Source organism: Pseudomonas sp. NY15354 (assembly GCF_048068075.1).
Lineage (GTDB): Bacteria > Pseudomonadota > Gammaproteobacteria > Pseudomonadales > Pseudomonadaceae > Aquipseudomonas > Aquipseudomonas guariconensis_C.
Genome location: NZ_JBLUPV010000003.1, coordinates 38,955 through 53,189 on the forward strand (window position 1 = coordinate 38,955; position 14,235 = coordinate 53,189).

Annotated in this window: 19 protein-coding genes; all 19 read right to left on the reverse strand. The window is 61.5% G+C overall.

Annotation, left to right across the window (positions count from 1 at the left end):
• Window positions 1–19: 19 nt before the first annotated feature.
• The gene (locus tag ACNFCH_RS03800; protein ID WP_416742266.1) at window positions 20–880 is read right to left on the reverse strand and encodes an alpha/beta hydrolase family protein; all 861 of its coding nucleotides are present in this window, start codon (window positions 878–880) and stop codon (window positions 20–22) included.
• Between the two features lie 81 nt (window positions 881–961).
• Window positions 962–1,390: a tail fiber assembly protein gene (locus ACNFCH_RS03805; protein WP_416742267.1), complete on the reverse strand. Its 429-nt coding sequence runs from the start codon at window positions 1,388–1,390 to the stop codon at window positions 962–964.
• Window positions 1,387–2,574, reverse strand: a complete 1,188-nt coding sequence (locus ACNFCH_RS03810; RefSeq protein ID WP_416742268.1) for a hypothetical protein — start codon at window positions 2,572–2,574, stop codon at window positions 1,387–1,389. Before ACNFCH_RS03810 ends, ACNFCH_RS03805 begins: the two co-directional genes overlap by 4 nt.
• Window positions 2,575–2,584: 10 nt before the next feature.
• Window positions 2,585–3,184 carry a YmfQ family protein gene (locus ACNFCH_RS03815; RefSeq protein ID WP_416742269.1) on the reverse strand — a complete coding sequence of 200 codons (600 nt, stop codon included), beginning with the start codon at window positions 3,182–3,184 and terminating at the stop codon, window positions 2,585–2,587.
• Entirely contained in the window at window positions 3,172–4,212 is a 1,041-nt protein-coding gene (locus tag ACNFCH_RS03820) for a baseplate J/gp47 family protein (protein ID WP_416742270.1), read from the reverse strand. The genes ACNFCH_RS03815 and ACNFCH_RS03820 overlap by 13 nt, the downstream gene beginning before the upstream one ends.
• Window positions 4,202–4,591 carry a phage GP46 family protein gene (locus ACNFCH_RS03825; protein ID WP_416742271.1) on the reverse strand — a complete coding sequence of 130 codons (390 nt, stop codon included), beginning with the start codon at window positions 4,589–4,591 and terminating at the stop codon, window positions 4,202–4,204. Before ACNFCH_RS03825 ends, ACNFCH_RS03820 begins: the two co-directional genes overlap by 11 nt.
• Window positions 4,588–5,100: a phage baseplate assembly protein V gene (locus ACNFCH_RS03830; protein ID WP_416742272.1), complete on the reverse strand. Its 513-nt coding sequence runs from the start codon at window positions 5,098–5,100 to the stop codon at window positions 4,588–4,590. Before ACNFCH_RS03830 ends, ACNFCH_RS03825 begins: the two co-directional genes overlap by 4 nt.
• Window positions 5,097–6,206, reverse strand: a complete 1,110-nt coding sequence (locus ACNFCH_RS03835) for a phage baseplate assembly protein (RefSeq protein ID WP_416742273.1) — start codon at window positions 6,204–6,206, stop codon at window positions 5,097–5,099. Before ACNFCH_RS03835 ends, ACNFCH_RS03830 begins: the two co-directional genes overlap by 4 nt.
• Window positions 6,207–6,209: 3 nt before the next feature.
• Window positions 6,210–7,499: a DNA circularization protein gene (locus ACNFCH_RS03840; RefSeq protein WP_416742274.1), complete on the reverse strand. Its 1,290-nt coding sequence runs from the start codon at window positions 7,497–7,499 to the stop codon at window positions 6,210–6,212.
• Entirely contained in the window at window positions 7,496–9,409 is a 1,914-nt protein-coding gene (locus tag ACNFCH_RS03845; protein WP_416742275.1) for a phage tail tape measure protein, read from the reverse strand. Before ACNFCH_RS03845 ends, ACNFCH_RS03840 begins: the two co-directional genes overlap by 4 nt.
• Window positions 9,410–9,539: 130 nt before the next feature.
• A complete protein-coding gene (locus ACNFCH_RS03850; RefSeq protein ID WP_392524932.1) occupies window positions 9,540–9,836 on the reverse strand; it encodes a phage tail assembly protein in 297 nt (98 codons plus the stop codon).
• Complete coding sequence (locus tag ACNFCH_RS03855) at window positions 9,833–10,180, reverse strand: phage tail tube protein (RefSeq protein WP_416742277.1); 348 nt, start codon at window positions 10,178–10,180, stop codon at window positions 9,833–9,835. The genes ACNFCH_RS03850 and ACNFCH_RS03855 overlap by 4 nt, the downstream gene beginning before the upstream one ends.
• 60 nt (window positions 10,181–10,240) lie before the next feature.
• The gene (locus tag ACNFCH_RS03860; RefSeq protein WP_416742278.1) at window positions 10,241–11,737 is read right to left on the reverse strand and encodes a phage tail sheath subtilisin-like domain-containing protein; all 1,497 of its coding nucleotides are present in this window, start codon (window positions 11,735–11,737) and stop codon (window positions 10,241–10,243) included.
• Complete coding sequence (locus ACNFCH_RS03865) at window positions 11,737–11,919, reverse strand: DUF2635 domain-containing protein (RefSeq protein WP_416742279.1); 183 nt, start codon at window positions 11,917–11,919, stop codon at window positions 11,737–11,739. Before ACNFCH_RS03865 ends, ACNFCH_RS03860 begins: the two co-directional genes overlap by 1 nt.
• Entirely contained in the window at window positions 11,916–12,506 is a 591-nt protein-coding gene (locus ACNFCH_RS03870; RefSeq protein ID WP_416742280.1) for a hypothetical protein, read from the reverse strand. The genes ACNFCH_RS03865 and ACNFCH_RS03870 overlap by 4 nt, the downstream gene beginning before the upstream one ends.
• Before the next feature lie 30 nt (window positions 12,507–12,536).
• Window positions 12,537–13,040 (reverse strand): hypothetical protein, encoded by a 504-nt coding sequence (locus ACNFCH_RS03875; RefSeq protein WP_416742281.1) that lies wholly within the window; start codon window positions 13,038–13,040, stop codon window positions 12,537–12,539.
• On the reverse strand, window positions 13,033–13,407 hold the full coding sequence (locus ACNFCH_RS03880) for a head-tail adaptor protein (RefSeq protein ID WP_416742282.1): 375 nt from the start codon (window positions 13,405–13,407) through the stop codon (window positions 13,033–13,035). The genes ACNFCH_RS03875 and ACNFCH_RS03880 overlap by 8 nt, the downstream gene beginning before the upstream one ends.
• Before the next feature lie 2 nt (window positions 13,408–13,409).
• Entirely contained in the window at window positions 13,410–13,961 is a 552-nt protein-coding gene (locus tag ACNFCH_RS03885; protein WP_416742283.1) for a hypothetical protein, read from the reverse strand.
• Between the two features lie 2 nt (window positions 13,962–13,963).
• Window positions 13,964–14,221, reverse strand: coding sequence for a hypothetical protein (locus ACNFCH_RS03890; RefSeq protein ID WP_416742284.1), 258 nt, complete (start codon window positions 14,219–14,221; stop codon window positions 13,964–13,966).
• Window positions 14,222–14,235: the final 14 nt, after the last annotated feature.

A 14,235-nucleotide genomic window follows, 5' to 3' on the forward strand; every position in this document is an offset into this window, starting at 1 on the left:
TTAGCGCAGCATTTGAAATCTATTCCAGAATCAATTGCTTTAGTGCCTCTTGACGAATAGGCGCAGCAAATTCATGAGGAATCGGCCAGGACTTAATCGACACATTGATATCGGGTGCGACTGCGTTGATCTGTGCCTTCGCCATATCTGCCTGCACAGGCGGGGACGTTGTATCAAGCGCTCCAACGTTCAGAATGATCGTTGCCGGCCCTTTAATTCCAGGCAAACGAGCGCGAGGGGATCGCGCCAAGTACGCTGGATCATCTGGCCCAGTCGGAGGGGCCCCGAGAACTGTCAGCATGTTGTCTTTCAGCGGCTGATCTTTGGTGGTGTTGTATAGCGATGCGAGATCGTCAATCACCAGCCATAGAGAAGCTAGGTGTACCTTTCCGGGGTACTTGCCCATGTAGTTGAGGGCCGCCATCGTTCCTCCAGAAACCGCCGTAAGGTAGACGCGAGATAGCCCTGTTTTGTACTGGACCTCCTTCAGGACGATATCGATACGGTCCATTGTGTCGTCGGAGCCTAGGGCCTGAGGGGTGTTGTTAGGTCCATTGAAATTTGGAGAGACGACGCAGGCGCGATCCAGGGTGGCAAGCTCCGGGAAAACTTGCTTGATCGTGCGGTAATCGTTTGACCAGGTGTGCAAGAACAAGATAATCCTGTTTGCTTGAGGCGTACACTTGATCAGGTAGGGCTCACCAGCAGCGTTTGCCTCAACGTAGTCAGAGGTCACCATGCTCGCTGGAAACACTGCGCTGGCCGCCATGTCGCTGGCTTTGCGTGCTACCGAAATCGCATCTTCAGAATGTGCATTGGCGGCAAGCGCCAACGCTGGAATCAGCGCGGCAAGCGCCATAAGCTTTTTGAGCTTGATCATCGTTAGTCCTTTTGATTAGTCAGAGGTGTCGGCAGCACCAAAAAGGCTGCATGTTACACAACGCTGATGACTTTGAGCGCCCTATTCAGGCATTGATGGCCAGACAGGGCTAGCCGAGGACAAATCAACAGATTTCAGGCTTCGGGAAAATGACTGCCATTTCCTTGCTTGAGATGTCTCATCTTCGGTGGCGTTGCCGAGCTGGAGCGCTAGAAGAAGTGGTGTAATCGCTTGAGATGCGATGATCTGCAAAGACTCCTGCTGAGCGGTATTTTTCTTGAGCAATTCTTCAACCGACAGGATATGCGGCTTAGGCTCGGAAAATTCCCCATCAGAGTATGACCATCCGGGCTCAGGCAACGGGCTCATCCCCGTCACCTCAACCCAAACGATATCAGGATGCCACATAGGCCTGATATCGCCGTCTGGTGGCAGATCAGCAGTCGGGAAATCTTCGGTAGGGAATTTTTCAATCACCAGGCCACCGTCGATTCTTGCGAAAATTCTCATGCGTACTCCTCAACGATGAAGAAGGCTGGAGCGCCGATCAACCCAGGCAATGCAGCTGACGAAGCAGTAGCGCGGGCACCCGCGCCGCCTACCCCGAAGCCTGATACGACTCCAAGACTATTAGTGGATCCGTACGGACCCTTACCGCCTGCGCCGCCCTCGGTACTATTCGACTGATAAAGCCTGCCAACCATTCCGCAGTCACCGGTTACGCCAAAAACATTAGCCCCCGAAGGGGCTGCACCTGGCCCCCCTCCGATACCTCCTTGCTGAGCAAATGTTGTGGCATTAACACCAACCTTGCCGCCAAGACCGCCAGGAAGTGTAAGCAGCGATCCAAATGTACTTGAGGCTGCATTACCGCCATCGAGACCAGCGGCTGGCGCGCCTGGAGCGCCGATGACTACGGATTGAGTTGTAAAACCGGTCGTGTCATAGATCCCTTCGCCCAAAGCTCCGGCTTGGCCTCCGCCGCCAGCAGCGGATTGACCTGCCGATGTAACCTGCGTTCCCCCGCCGGCACCGCCAGCTGCCTGCCCTCGAACACGAATCTTCGTTGTGCCAGGGGTCTTGGTATAGGTGCCGCTTGCAGTGATTACCTGGATATTGAGCAATCGGCCAGTTGCTTGCCCCAGCGGCATCGCGTGCTGGCTTTGGGTAGCCTGCGGGACCTGAATAGCGCCTCCAGAGCTATCGATCAGCACCCAGGAGCCTGTTCCGATGGAGCTGTTGTATTGCAGCCAGACCTCGCCATTCGCAACGATTTCACCGCCCTGCAGCGCGGCATGGGCGGCACCTACAATCGGCTTTGCCAGCAGGCCGTTCGGGCTAAAGGTACTGACCCCGGTGTTCGCCGTCTTCGCCTTGAACTTGAGCACCATACCATCGACAGGGGCTGACACCGCCGGGGTATAAGCAGCCAGGTAGGTGTTCGCGGTACCCGTATCCAGGGCGTAATTACCCGCTGCTTGCTGGAGCATCAGGCGCAGGGCTGCGGCCATCTGGGTGTTGTCATTCTCATCCGGTGTCAGGCCAGCTGCAGCAATGACCGCCAGAACCTCATCGGTGATGGCGTTGCCCCAGTCAGACGGGATCAGCGATCCTGGCGTGCCAGACCCGGTATCTTCGTCAACGAACTTGCCACCCACCAAACCGGCATTGGGCACACTCTTCGGGTAATCCACTCGTAATTCCTCAGTTGTAATCGGTGAAAACCACCGTGTGCGCAGGCGCGGCGCGGCGGATGACGCATTCCAGGGCGCTGCCTGGGTTGGTGCCGAAGCGCTCCCCCCAGTAGCTGACGCCGAATCGACGACCGACCCGCTGCCGGCCGCCGGTGTGCAACGTCCACATGAACTGAGCACCCCAAGTGCCGAAATGCGCCGCGCCGAAGCGCAGGCGACCCCACCGCGGGGCGCGGAACTCGGTGACACTCGCATTCGGGTACCCCTGGCCGACTGCCAGGGAGATGAAGTAGTTGATGGTCTGCCCGCCGACAGCGACCAGGCGCTGCTGCACCGCGAGGCGCCGATCCTCGAAGGATGGGTTCTGGCCCAGGCAGGAATCCGGCAGGTTCATCACCGCCTCCCAATCCGGCACCAGCTCGCTCACACCACCCAGGTCCATCTCGTTCAGGGCGGCAGCGGCGCGCGCCTCTACTCGGGCGAACTCCTGTGCCACACTCCCCAGCACCAGGTCGATCTCCGGCACGAGCTCCGGATCCCAGGCCGGGCCCAGCGGCAGAAGTGCCCGCAGTTGCTGCTTGTACTGGGCAGCCGTTCTCACGCCAGCCATACGCAGCCCCCGTAGGTCAGCAACTGATTCGCAGCAGGAACGATGTCAGCCGCTGGGCTCACCAGCTCATGATCCCATTCACCCCTGGCGCCACTGATGGCTTCGCGCATGTGGCTGACCAGCAGGGTTTCGCCAAGCCCAGCCTCACGGTCGTGCAGATCCTCCAGCTCTGCTTCAACGGCGCTACGCACAGTCGAAGTGTCAGGATTGAGCCGGACCTGGTAGACCACCGGCACGATTTCAGGGGCTAGCACATACACCTCAGCCGTCACCGGACGCCGCTCCTCGATATAGGCCTTCACCTCTGCCAGTTGGCCAGCATCAGGCACCGGATTGGCGTCTTCGTCGCGCATGAAGAACACGCCGACCGTGCCGGGGCCCATGTAGTTACGCACGCACCAGGCGCGAGTGACGCCAGCGCATTCGAGCGCCCAGGTCTCGTAGTCGTCCTTGTCACCGCCGTGCGGGATCACGCGGTAGGAGCGGATCACCCGGGAGCGCAGCGACTCGACGCTTTCCTGCGCAGTACCGCCAGTCAAACCGGGGTCCAGCACCGTGAAGGTATCGCCTATCCCCTCCACCGGCTGAACCAAGGTCAGAGTTAGCCCGACCTCGGCGTCACCCAGGGTGCCCGCGTCCACTGCCTCCACGGTGGTTTGGTTGACTCCGGCACTGGTCGTTACAGCGGTGGTGACCTTGTAGGATCGGCCGTCCTGGGCCTGCAGCACCGTGTCGACATCCAGCACAGCGCCGGCGGCGGCCTGGAAACTGACCGATCCATCCGCCGGCGCAGCGGCCTTGCGCGGTTGCTGCAAGCGCAGCGAGGCAATGCGCTCGAGGGTTTCTTCGTCGGCGGTGTCGGGCAGGATCTGTTCAATGATCCAGTTCAGGTAGCCATACAAGCCGAACGCCGTACCGGCTTGGGCTCTGGCCAGCACCTGCGAATCGGAGTGGCGCAAGGCGTTGCTGCCCAGGTCGGCCTGGGCCCGGCTGATCAGCGTGGGCAGCGAGGGCGTTTCAAACGGCATAGATCACCTGCCACAGTTGGTCAGAATCGATGATGAGGGTAGCGCCGCTGAGCAGCGTCAGCACCACACGCAGGTTGAGCCGGTCAGCGCCAGCCCGCTCGCTGGTGATGGCGATAGCGAGTACCTGCTCGTCATCGACCAGCCATTGCAGCGCCTCGTTGGCGTAGAACTCGGCATCACGCTGGGTGAGGTCGGTCAGCTTCACCCGGCGCAGCAGATAGAGGCGCGAGCCGATGCGGTCGTCGGCCACCTTCGGGAAGCTGTCGCCCCACCAGCCATAACGCTCCTCGTCGTCGACGGGGTCGTCGGGGCCAGCGCGGCGCCAGGTGAACAGGCTAATGACGACGGTGCGGATCAGGTTCTTCTCGGAGTCAGTCATGGTGCACCACCAACCGGCGCATTGGACTGGGCGCTGCCTCGGGTGATGCCGTCGTGCACGTGTTCCACCTGGCTGATCCCGGCAGCCACCTGGTCGCCGTCGGACTCGATACGCCCCGTGGTTTTGATCAGCGGCGTGTCGAACTCGACCGCCGTGCCCGCCTTGACCTTCAGCGTCATGGTTTCCAGCTCGACCACACGGCCGCGCTTGAACACAAAGGTGTCGCCTTCGTCGGTGTAGATGGCCACCTCTCCTGACTGCAGCCCCTTCAGGCGAAAACGCCGGTCGGCTACACAGACCACCACACCGTGCGAACGATCGCCACCCAGGAACAGCGCCACACCCTCGGCGCCCGGCTTCGGATTGCTGGTGAAACCATAAGGTTCGAAGTGCTCCAGGCCGTCCTTGACCTCGCCTGCGGTCAGGCGCATCTGCAGCGTTTGAAGCATGCTGCCCGCCGTGGCCAGCGCCACGGTGCCGCGGGCAATCATGCGCGTCAGCATGGTCATTTCTTCCCCCAGTCCTCAGGTAACAGGTATTCGAAGTTGTCGCCCTTCTTGCCTTTCTTGAGCTTGCGGCGCTTGAGTGGGTCAGAAGGCTCCGGCTCGTAGCCTTCGGGTGGACCGACCACCAGGGTGGTGATCATCCCGCTGTCGTTCAGGGTGTACGTCACCTCGGCGATGACCATGTCACGATCAAAGCCGATCAGCGGGTCGATCACCCGCACCACGGTGTTGTGCTTCCACAGCGCACCGTTGCTTTGCCGCCAACCCTGCACGGTGTAGGTGGTCTGCAGGGCCTTGCCGATGCGGTTGCCACGTTCCCAGTTGGCCCGGCTTTGAGCCAGTTCATCGGTCATCTGGCCGGTTTGGTGGATGATGTGCACGCGCTTGCGGGTGGTACGGTCATCGCTGACCGTGGCCGACACTTCGGCGGCCTGCTGGCCGAAGGCGCTGTCGGTGCCGCTGCGCTGGCCCAGCACCTGGTACTCGGAAAACACCCCGGAGAAGTCCAGACCTGCGCTGCCAGTCAGCACGTTATTGCCGACCTCGATGTGGTCAAAGGCACGGCCCTGACTGCCCACGCTGGCCAGCACGACCTGGCCCTGGGCGTCATCCGTGGAGAACACCCGGAACAGGGTCAGCAGGCGATCGATGGATTCGAACGCCGTTTCGCCAGGCTCGATGGTGTGGTCCGACAGCTTGCCGGTTGCTGAGATCTCGCTGGTGACGCGCAGACCGTAGGGGGCAGCCAACGCGGTGACGATTGACTGCACGCTTTGGTTCTTCCACTGGCCCGGCTTATTCACGGCAGCGCAATCAACCAGATCGGCGGCCAGCGAACGCCCGGACACCGACAAGGTGATCTGGTTGGCGTCGTGGTTGATCGGTGTGGCGAACACCCAGCCAGTCAGCACCAGGTCGCTTCCGATACGTACCTCGCACTTCGAGCCCTGGCGAATTGGCCGGATTACATCCTGGCCGGGCCAGCACCAGGTGATCCCCAGCCGAAAGTCCCGCGCCTGTCGCTCAAGCCCCGCCGATATCTCCACCTCTTTCCAGCCGCCATAATCCAAGCCATCCACCGACAAGGTGACGGCGTTCTGCTCTTCCATGGGTTACTCCTTGGCGACTTTCAGCGGCAATGGCGGGACGAAGCCCGGGTGCCTGATGCGGTTACGCTGCACCACCTCGTTCTCGCGGGTGGCATCACCGAAGCGGCGATAAGCCAGGACCAGCGCCGGCAGGCTCTGCGCGGGCGTCACCTCAATCAGGCGCACGCCGGACTCGGCCACCGCTGTGAGGTGTGCCGAAACCGCATGCCGGACCTCGGTCAGCGCCTGGTAGTGGTCGTGGTCGGCCTTCAAGGAGGCCTGCCAGATCGCTTCGTTCAGGTCGTCACGCAGTTGCAACACGTCATCCGCCACGGGCACTTCCGCTCGCTCGGTGGGCTGAATGACTTGCTGGTTGATCGCTGGCACGGAAGCCACCGGTTCCACCTTGGGCGCGATGGGCAGCTCGGCCACCAGGCTAGTCACCTGGACCAGCAGCGCGTCCTGAACGAAGTTGGCCGTGGCCTGGGCTGCGGCAGTGGTATCCTCACCGCCAGCCGGCGCGATGGTGTCGATCTCCGTGATGGAGTCCACGTGCTGGCTGGCCAGGCTCAGTGCACTTCGGTAGTTCGAGCCCGACGAGCTACCGCCCGAAGAGCTGCTGCCAAACGAGAACAGGCTGAAAAGCCCGCCGGTCAAGCTGGTGAGGTAGCTGCCGAACAACGACTGCAGCGAGCCCGGCGCATTGACGACCATCTGCACGAAGCCGCTCAAGTCGTTGAAGGCCGTCATCAGCGGTGCAAACTGCTGCTGCACCGCATTGAACACCCCGCTGACGCTGTTGCGCAGGCTGAGCAAGTTGATCCGGGCCGTGTTGACCTTATCCATGGCCGACGAGAACCGCCCCAACGCCGAGTCGAGCAGGCCGCCCGATGCCTTGAGCGCCTGCTGCTTGGTGTTGACCTTGGCGGTCGGGTACTTGCGCGGCAGGTCCGGGTGCATCTCCAGCTCGAACCGGACCATGCCACCTTCGCGAAGTTCGTGGCTGACCTCGCATGGGCCTGCCTTTACCAGCATACGGCCCAGCCAGGGGTGCACCAACTCACCGGCGCCCGGCACTTCCAAGGCCTCCAGAAGCTTGTCACGGCGCTCGAAGCAATCCGGGCCGATGATAAATGCCGTCAGCTTGTGCACCTGGGCGCGCTTGCCCAGTTGCTCGAAGTACGGCTCGTCACGCTGCACGAACTCGTGCAACTGGCCGCGCTGGCCCGCCGGCATCGAGGTGTTCTCGACTTCGAACGCCACGCCGCGGAATGAGGCCTTCAGCAGGCTGTCCCGCCATGTCGTAGTGGTCATGCCGGTGCTGCCCCCATGGTTCGATAGCCAACACTCGGCCTGACCTGCAGGCCCGGCTGATTAGTTTTAGGTTGTTCAACACGGGTGCCGGGTGGCGCGCCGTTGATATTGATGTTGAGCTCGCCGCTGACCTGAGCCTTGTTGTTGGCGGTGCTGTTCATGATCAGGCTGCCGGGCGTCGGCGCCTTGAGGAGCTCTCCGGTTGACGGAATGCCAAGCGTGGCGTTCATCCCCTGCTGCTGCGTCAGCGCTTGAGGTGCCGCATTGGCAGCAAGCAGCGATCCATCACCGCTGCCGACGGCCTCGCCGTTTCGCTGGTTCTGGGCGAATGCGGCACGCTGCACCTTCGCTGTGATGCCCTCCCCGCCCTCGTTCATCCCAAGGAATTTCATGATCCCTTCGATGTACGGGCTAACCGACTCCCACAGGGACTTGAAGAAACCGGCGATGGGCTCCCAGTTTTTCATGATGATTCCGAGCGGCGTCCAGGACGCGAACGCCTTGAACATCTCCCAGGCCGGGACGGTGTAGGCCTTGATCAGTTCCCACATCGCAGAGAAGAACGGCCCGACCGCCTCCCAGTTGGCAATGATCAGCCCAGCCGCCGCGGCGATTCCGACTGCGATCAAGCCGATAGGACTGGTGGCCAAGGCCAAATTCATTAACTTCGTGGCAGTCGTGGCCGCGACGATTGCGATTCGAATCGCGGTAAAAGCGATTCCGGCGCCGACCAGGCCGCGAACCAAGTTGGGGTTTGCAGAAATCAGGGCGCCGACATAGCTGATCATTGGCTGGATAGAGTCAATGGCGAGATTCAACCCTGGAAGCAGGGCCTCACCTAAAGCCTTGGCAACGTTCTCAATCGTGTTCCTCAGCAACTGCAGGTTGTTCGCCGTGGTTGCCGCCCGGGAGGCATACTCCTGGTCCATTGATCCTGCGTACAGGGTCGAGTCGCCGACCTTTGTAAGGTTGCCTTTCAGCAGATCGAGATTGGTTATCAGCGGAGTAATTGCCGCAATCGATTCGCTGCCGAATAAGTTCGTCAGCAGCGCCGGCCGCTTGGCGTCATCTACCTCGGAAATTCGCTTGAGCAAGTCAAGCATTGTGGCCTGCGAATCCTTCTGCATCGCGGCAGCGACATTCTTCGAGTCCAGGCGCAGCGCTTTGAAGGCTTCGGCCTGGGATTTGGTCGCAGCCGATCCCTTGGTCATTGCCAGCATGAAGTTCTTGATGCCCGTGGCAGCAACGTCCTGCTTGACGCCAACACCGGCCATGGTTGCACCAATCGCCGCCACTTGCGCCGAGCTCAGGCCTGCCACCTCGCCCAGTGCGCCCACCTCTGTAATGATTGAAGAGATCTGCTTTGTGTTGGCGGGCCCTGTATTGCCCAAGTAGTTGATCTGGTCGGCCAAGGCCACCACATCGGCCTGGCTCATTTTGAAAGCTGTGCGCCATTTAGCCATCATGTCGCCAGACTCATCAGCCGTCTGGTCAAAGGCCACGCCCATCTTCACCGCGGCTTCGGCGAAGCCCAAGAGCTCATCCTTGGCAATACCGGACTGACCGCCTGCCGCGACGATCTTCGCGATATCGCCAGCAGCCATCGGCAGCCGCTCGGACATGCGACTGATATCGTCGCCCATCTGTTTGAATTGCTGCGGCGTGTCGAAGTCGACCACCTTCCTCACGTCGGCCATCTGCGACTCAAACTCGATAGCCTTGTTGATCCCAGCCACAAACGGCGCAGTGATGGCGCCGCCGGCGATCAGATCGCGAAAGCCGATCTTGCCAAGGCCCGTCTTTTCGAGGTTTTTCTGGAAGGACGACACGTTCTTCCGAATACCAGCGAGCGTTGGCGAGAGCTTGTCGACGCCCGTGATGAGCGCCTTTAGCTGGAACTTGTCAGCCATCACGGCTCCTTCGGGATCGCGTTGATGCGTTGCGCATGCATCAACGATTCAAGGAAAAGATCCAGCGGCTTGGCCATGATCTGGTCAGGGTCTACCTTCCAGAACCAGGCCAAGTCATAGGCAAGTGCAATCAGGCTTCCGAGGTCTTGGAGGCCGCACTCATGAAAAAACCGGCGATGACCCAGCTTGCCGTGTTCAGGTCGGACAGGTCCAACTGGTTGACCGAAGACGGCGGAATGCCAGCGCACACCGCGATGTACTTGGCCGCCACGTCCATATCCAGCGTGACTTCCTCGCTCTTGTCGATGCGATACGGCAGCGCCTTGATGGTCCGTACCTCTTGCACCGTTGGCCGGCGCAAGGTCAGTTCCTGCATGGATTCGCCGTGCGCCTCAATTGGCGCGCTCAACTGAAGAACCTGGGTCATTGCCATACCCCCTTGAGGCCATCGAATTGCAGCTCTACGGTGCCGTCGTCACCGCTCAGTGCTGGCTCATCCACCAGGTAAGCGCCCGAGAGCACGTAGACCTTGCCGTTGTTGAATTCACAGGTGACGGTCATGTCGGTGCCCGTGGTCAGTTGCTTGAGCGGAAAGTCAGGCGTGTGCACCGCTGTGACCTTCACATAGGGCGTCAGCTGCTCTTCCTTGTAGAGGCCCGGCAAAATCGACTCGCGCTTCACATCCATCAAAGGGGCTTCGCAGCCGCCGGTGATGGTCAGCTGGGCACCGTCAACTTTGACGTAGCAGGTGCCCGCAACTCTTTGACCCATGGTCTTGTCTCCGAAAATGAAAAAGCCCGCTCAGGCGGGCTTGGGAAAGTGCGGGCCGGATCAGGCCGCGGCGTCGTACTGCAGGCGGAACTGGTTGAGCATCGCGAAGATGCGCAGGCCGTTGATGTAATCCGGCGGGAACAGCACATTGACTCGGCTCGGATCGTTGCTGTCGCGCTCGACGATCAGGTACTCGGCGAACAACTCGGCGTTCTCGACGTGACCTTCAGTTTCGAGCTTGCCGTACTGCGCGATCAGTTCCCCGCGCATGACGCTCGGCGTCACAATCGGCTGGCCAGGGCCAAAGCGGGTGCCGTCATTGGCCAGCTTGTGGCGGCCGTACTTGCTGGTGATGACGCCCTGCAGGCGGCGGATGATGAACGCCGACTGGTGCATGGTTTCACTGTCCAGGTACGAGTTGTCCGCCTGGCCGTAAGCATTCTTCTGGTAGGTGGTGATCGAGCGCTGGATGCGCATCGAGCCGCCTTCGTAGTAGGCCGTGGCGATGCCGTAGCTGAGCAGCGACTGACGCTCGGTCAGGGTGAAACGCTCGCTGGCCGGTGCCGGGTCGATCCCCGGCATGGTGCCGCTCTGGGTTGGCCGGCTGGCATCGGCAGAGATAAACGCCGAGGTTCGCGCCGCGAGGGCAGCAGCCACCAGCCAAACCGGCTGCGGCACGCCCTGCTCTACCCCTTGCACCGTCACGTGCTGATCGTTGCGAAGCTGACCGGCAGCCACCAACGTGCCGACGGTACCGCGCTTGGCGCTGTAGACGTGGCCAAACAGCTGCTTCGCCCAGGACCAGCGACCGGAACTGTCGTCCATGGCCAGCTTCCACGCATCCAGGCTGGTGGTATCAGTCCACGGCATGCAGATGAACTCGAACGGCTCGTCGCCCAAGGCAGCCAGCGCTTCAACTTGATCGGGTGTACCGGCACCGCTGGCCATTGCCACCACTGCGACGGCCAGCCCGGCCGGGGTAACTTCGCCATTGGTCTTGCCCAGGCGGTTCATCTGCAGGGCGATGTCGTTGCCGCTCTCGCCCTTCCACTTGCAGGTCAGGGTCACGACAGCATCGGCGACGGCGGCAGTTACGGGCAGATCGACCTTGGCATTCACCTGTACAGCCAGGGCCGACGCCACCTGAGCAGCGGTCGCGCCGGAAGTGACAGTCGCCTGAACGCGCACACCGCCCACGTACAGGCTGAGCAGACCAGACTCGGTCGCGGTGCCAGTTACCGTCAGGGTGCCTGTGGCTACGACGCCAGTGGCGGCCTTCAGCGGCAGGCACCAGATCTCGCCGACGGGGTCGGCCTTGCGCCAGATTTCGTACATGGCCGCTAGCATGGAGCCCTGACCACCGATGGACTTGGCCATGCTGACGCTGGGCACCAGGGCCAACTGGCCGATTTCTTCGGCCGTGGCGTCGTCGTTGACCTGGGCAACGATCAGCCGGCGCATGACCGACGACGCGGAGTTGGCCGCCGAGTTGTCCATTTCCGCATAGAACAGCGGAACACGGATATCGGCTGGAATGTTGCTGAATCCGATGGTCATTACTGGGTTACCTCTTTCTTGGCGGCCTTGGCCTGCTTGATGGTGATGTCGCCATCCGCCAGGCGGCGGCGCCACCAGACGCTGTCGGTCACTTCACGGCCCTCGGCGGGCAGCAAGTCGCCCGCCTGCGGGTCCGGCACGGCGCGGCCAACAGCCGGCACCACGGTGATGCGCTGGGTCATGGTTCGGGATCTCCGGAGAATTTCACTTCGATGCGCCCATCAGGGCCTGGGTACTGCAAGTTGCGGTCGGCCGGATCGATGCAGTCCATATCGATGGTGGCCCCGGTGAAGGCCGGCAGTCCGTCGAGCTCATGCTCATGCCAGGTCTCGGCCGGATCGCTCAAAAGGTTGCGTCCCAGCTGGAACGCCGCCGAGAAGCTGAAGCGGTAGACCACCCGGGCGCGGTTGATCAGCACCAGGCCGCCGCCGTCGTAGACGATCGGGTCGTACTCCGCCGCCGGCCGCCAGCCGACCAGTGCACGCCACAACTCCTTGCGGAAGTCGTGCAGCAGGTCGGTGGCCTGCTGGCCGCGTTCGTCCTTGGTATCCATGGCCAGGACCACCTCAAAGCGGTCCTCGATGTCCTGAATCACGGCGTTCTTTGCCTGGTTGTCGCCGGCCTTGTCATCAGCAGCGATCACGTAGGCCGAGGGGTTCTTCAGCAGCGCCGACCCGCTGACGGCATCCAGGTCGATACCGCCCGAGACCCTGTCAGCCAGGCTCGGGCAGTTCTCGCGCAGATGCGCGATGATGGGTGAGATTTTCATGGTCAAGTTCCGGCCCGGCGGGCCTGATGGTCAGCGAAGCGCAGCGGCAAACGCAGCGGCGAGGATCGATTGAACCTGGGCCTTTTCGTCCTGCAGGGCGTCCTCCATGTAGTTGGCCCGCGGCGCGATACGCCAACCACTGGCCGCACGTTGCGCGAGCGCGGCAGCCCGCTCCCCTTTGGCCCGGCGCTTGCCGGTGGCCAGCCCGCGAACACGCCCACCCTGCTTCACCCCGTAGTGCAGGTAAGCCGGGTAGTAATCCTTCATGTCTGGGGTTTTGCGCGGAGCGATCTTCACCAGGAAGCCGGCCCGCGAGACCTTGAACTTGATCGACTCAACAGTTCGACCGGTGCGGCTGACCGGGTAGTTATCCTGGCCGCGCGCCAGGGCGAGGTTCAGTTGTGCGCGGCGGCTGACCACCTGCCCAGCCTTGCGCATGCCTTTGCGGATCTGCTTCTTGTCGAAGATCTCACGTCCAAACTGATCGAAGCCTTCGATGTGCAGGTAACCATCAACCGATGCCGAGTTAGCCATACAGCCATCCGCCCGCCTGCTGCTGCCCGAGCTCCTCCACCTCAATCAGGGTGAAGCGTTTACCAGCGCCCCACGGTGCGCTGCGCTTGACGCGGTAAATCGCGCCGCCGGCGACCACCTCGTGCGAAGTGGTAACGCCATCCAGCAAGCGGACCCAAACACGGTGGGTGATCTTGTCGTCAGTCTGCACACTGTCGGTGTACACCGCCGTGCCGACCGCGCGGATCTTGGCCCAGCGGTGACGAGGCTGGGTGAACACTGCATCCAGATCTGCATCATCAATAGGCAGATCCTCACGCAGTCGAATAGTGATGCGCCGGTCCAGTTCACCAGATTCCGGCTCACGTGTGCCTATTGAACTAGCCATGGTCAGAACCTCGGAGGGACGGTGATATCCGCCAGCAAGTAATCGACAAACCCCGAAGGGATCTCGGTCAACGTTTGGCCAACAATGAGTAGCCCGCGCTGGGTGAATGCTGTTTCAGCAGCCATCAGCAGCCAGCTAAGAACTCCCGGGTGAGCCTCTAGGTCGACACCTGCACGGTAGCGAATCCGGAGGTGTCCTTCTGGACGCCCGCCGGGAAATACCACGTAGCTCTCTTTACCGCTTTGAATGAGCTCTACTGAACCGGTGAATTCCACCGGTGCTCCGGCAGCGCCGAGCATCATGATGGATTCGACGGCGACCGCCTGACCAACATCCAGAGAGTGGCCCGAAGGATAGTGCGCCGGCCAATCTTCCTCGTAGAGCGCTTCTCGAATCGCCGCTCCCGTTCTCGACTCACCTTGTGCAGTAACCCCTGGGATGATGATCTGATTGATCAACTCGGGCTGCAGATCTTCTGGTTCAGCCCGGCACTGAAACGCCACCTGATCCAGCGTCAGCACGGGCGCCCCTGTGTAGGCGATACGGCGCGCCATGGTTACGGCTTGCCTTCGTCATCCGCCGAAGCCGCTGTCCCGCCTTCATTGCCTGCGGCGCTGCCAGACTCATCCTTTTTTGCGGCGCCTGACGTGCTACCAGCGCCGCTCTTGGCGCTCTTCTTGCTGCCCTGCTTGCCGGCTTCTATGGCATAACCACCCTCGATCAAGCCTTGGGCCACAGAGGCTTCGAAGCCTGCAGTTTCGCCAGCGGCATAGCCGCGCCAGTTCTTCTCGAAAGTAACGATTACCTTGGACATGTGGTGCTCCTTGA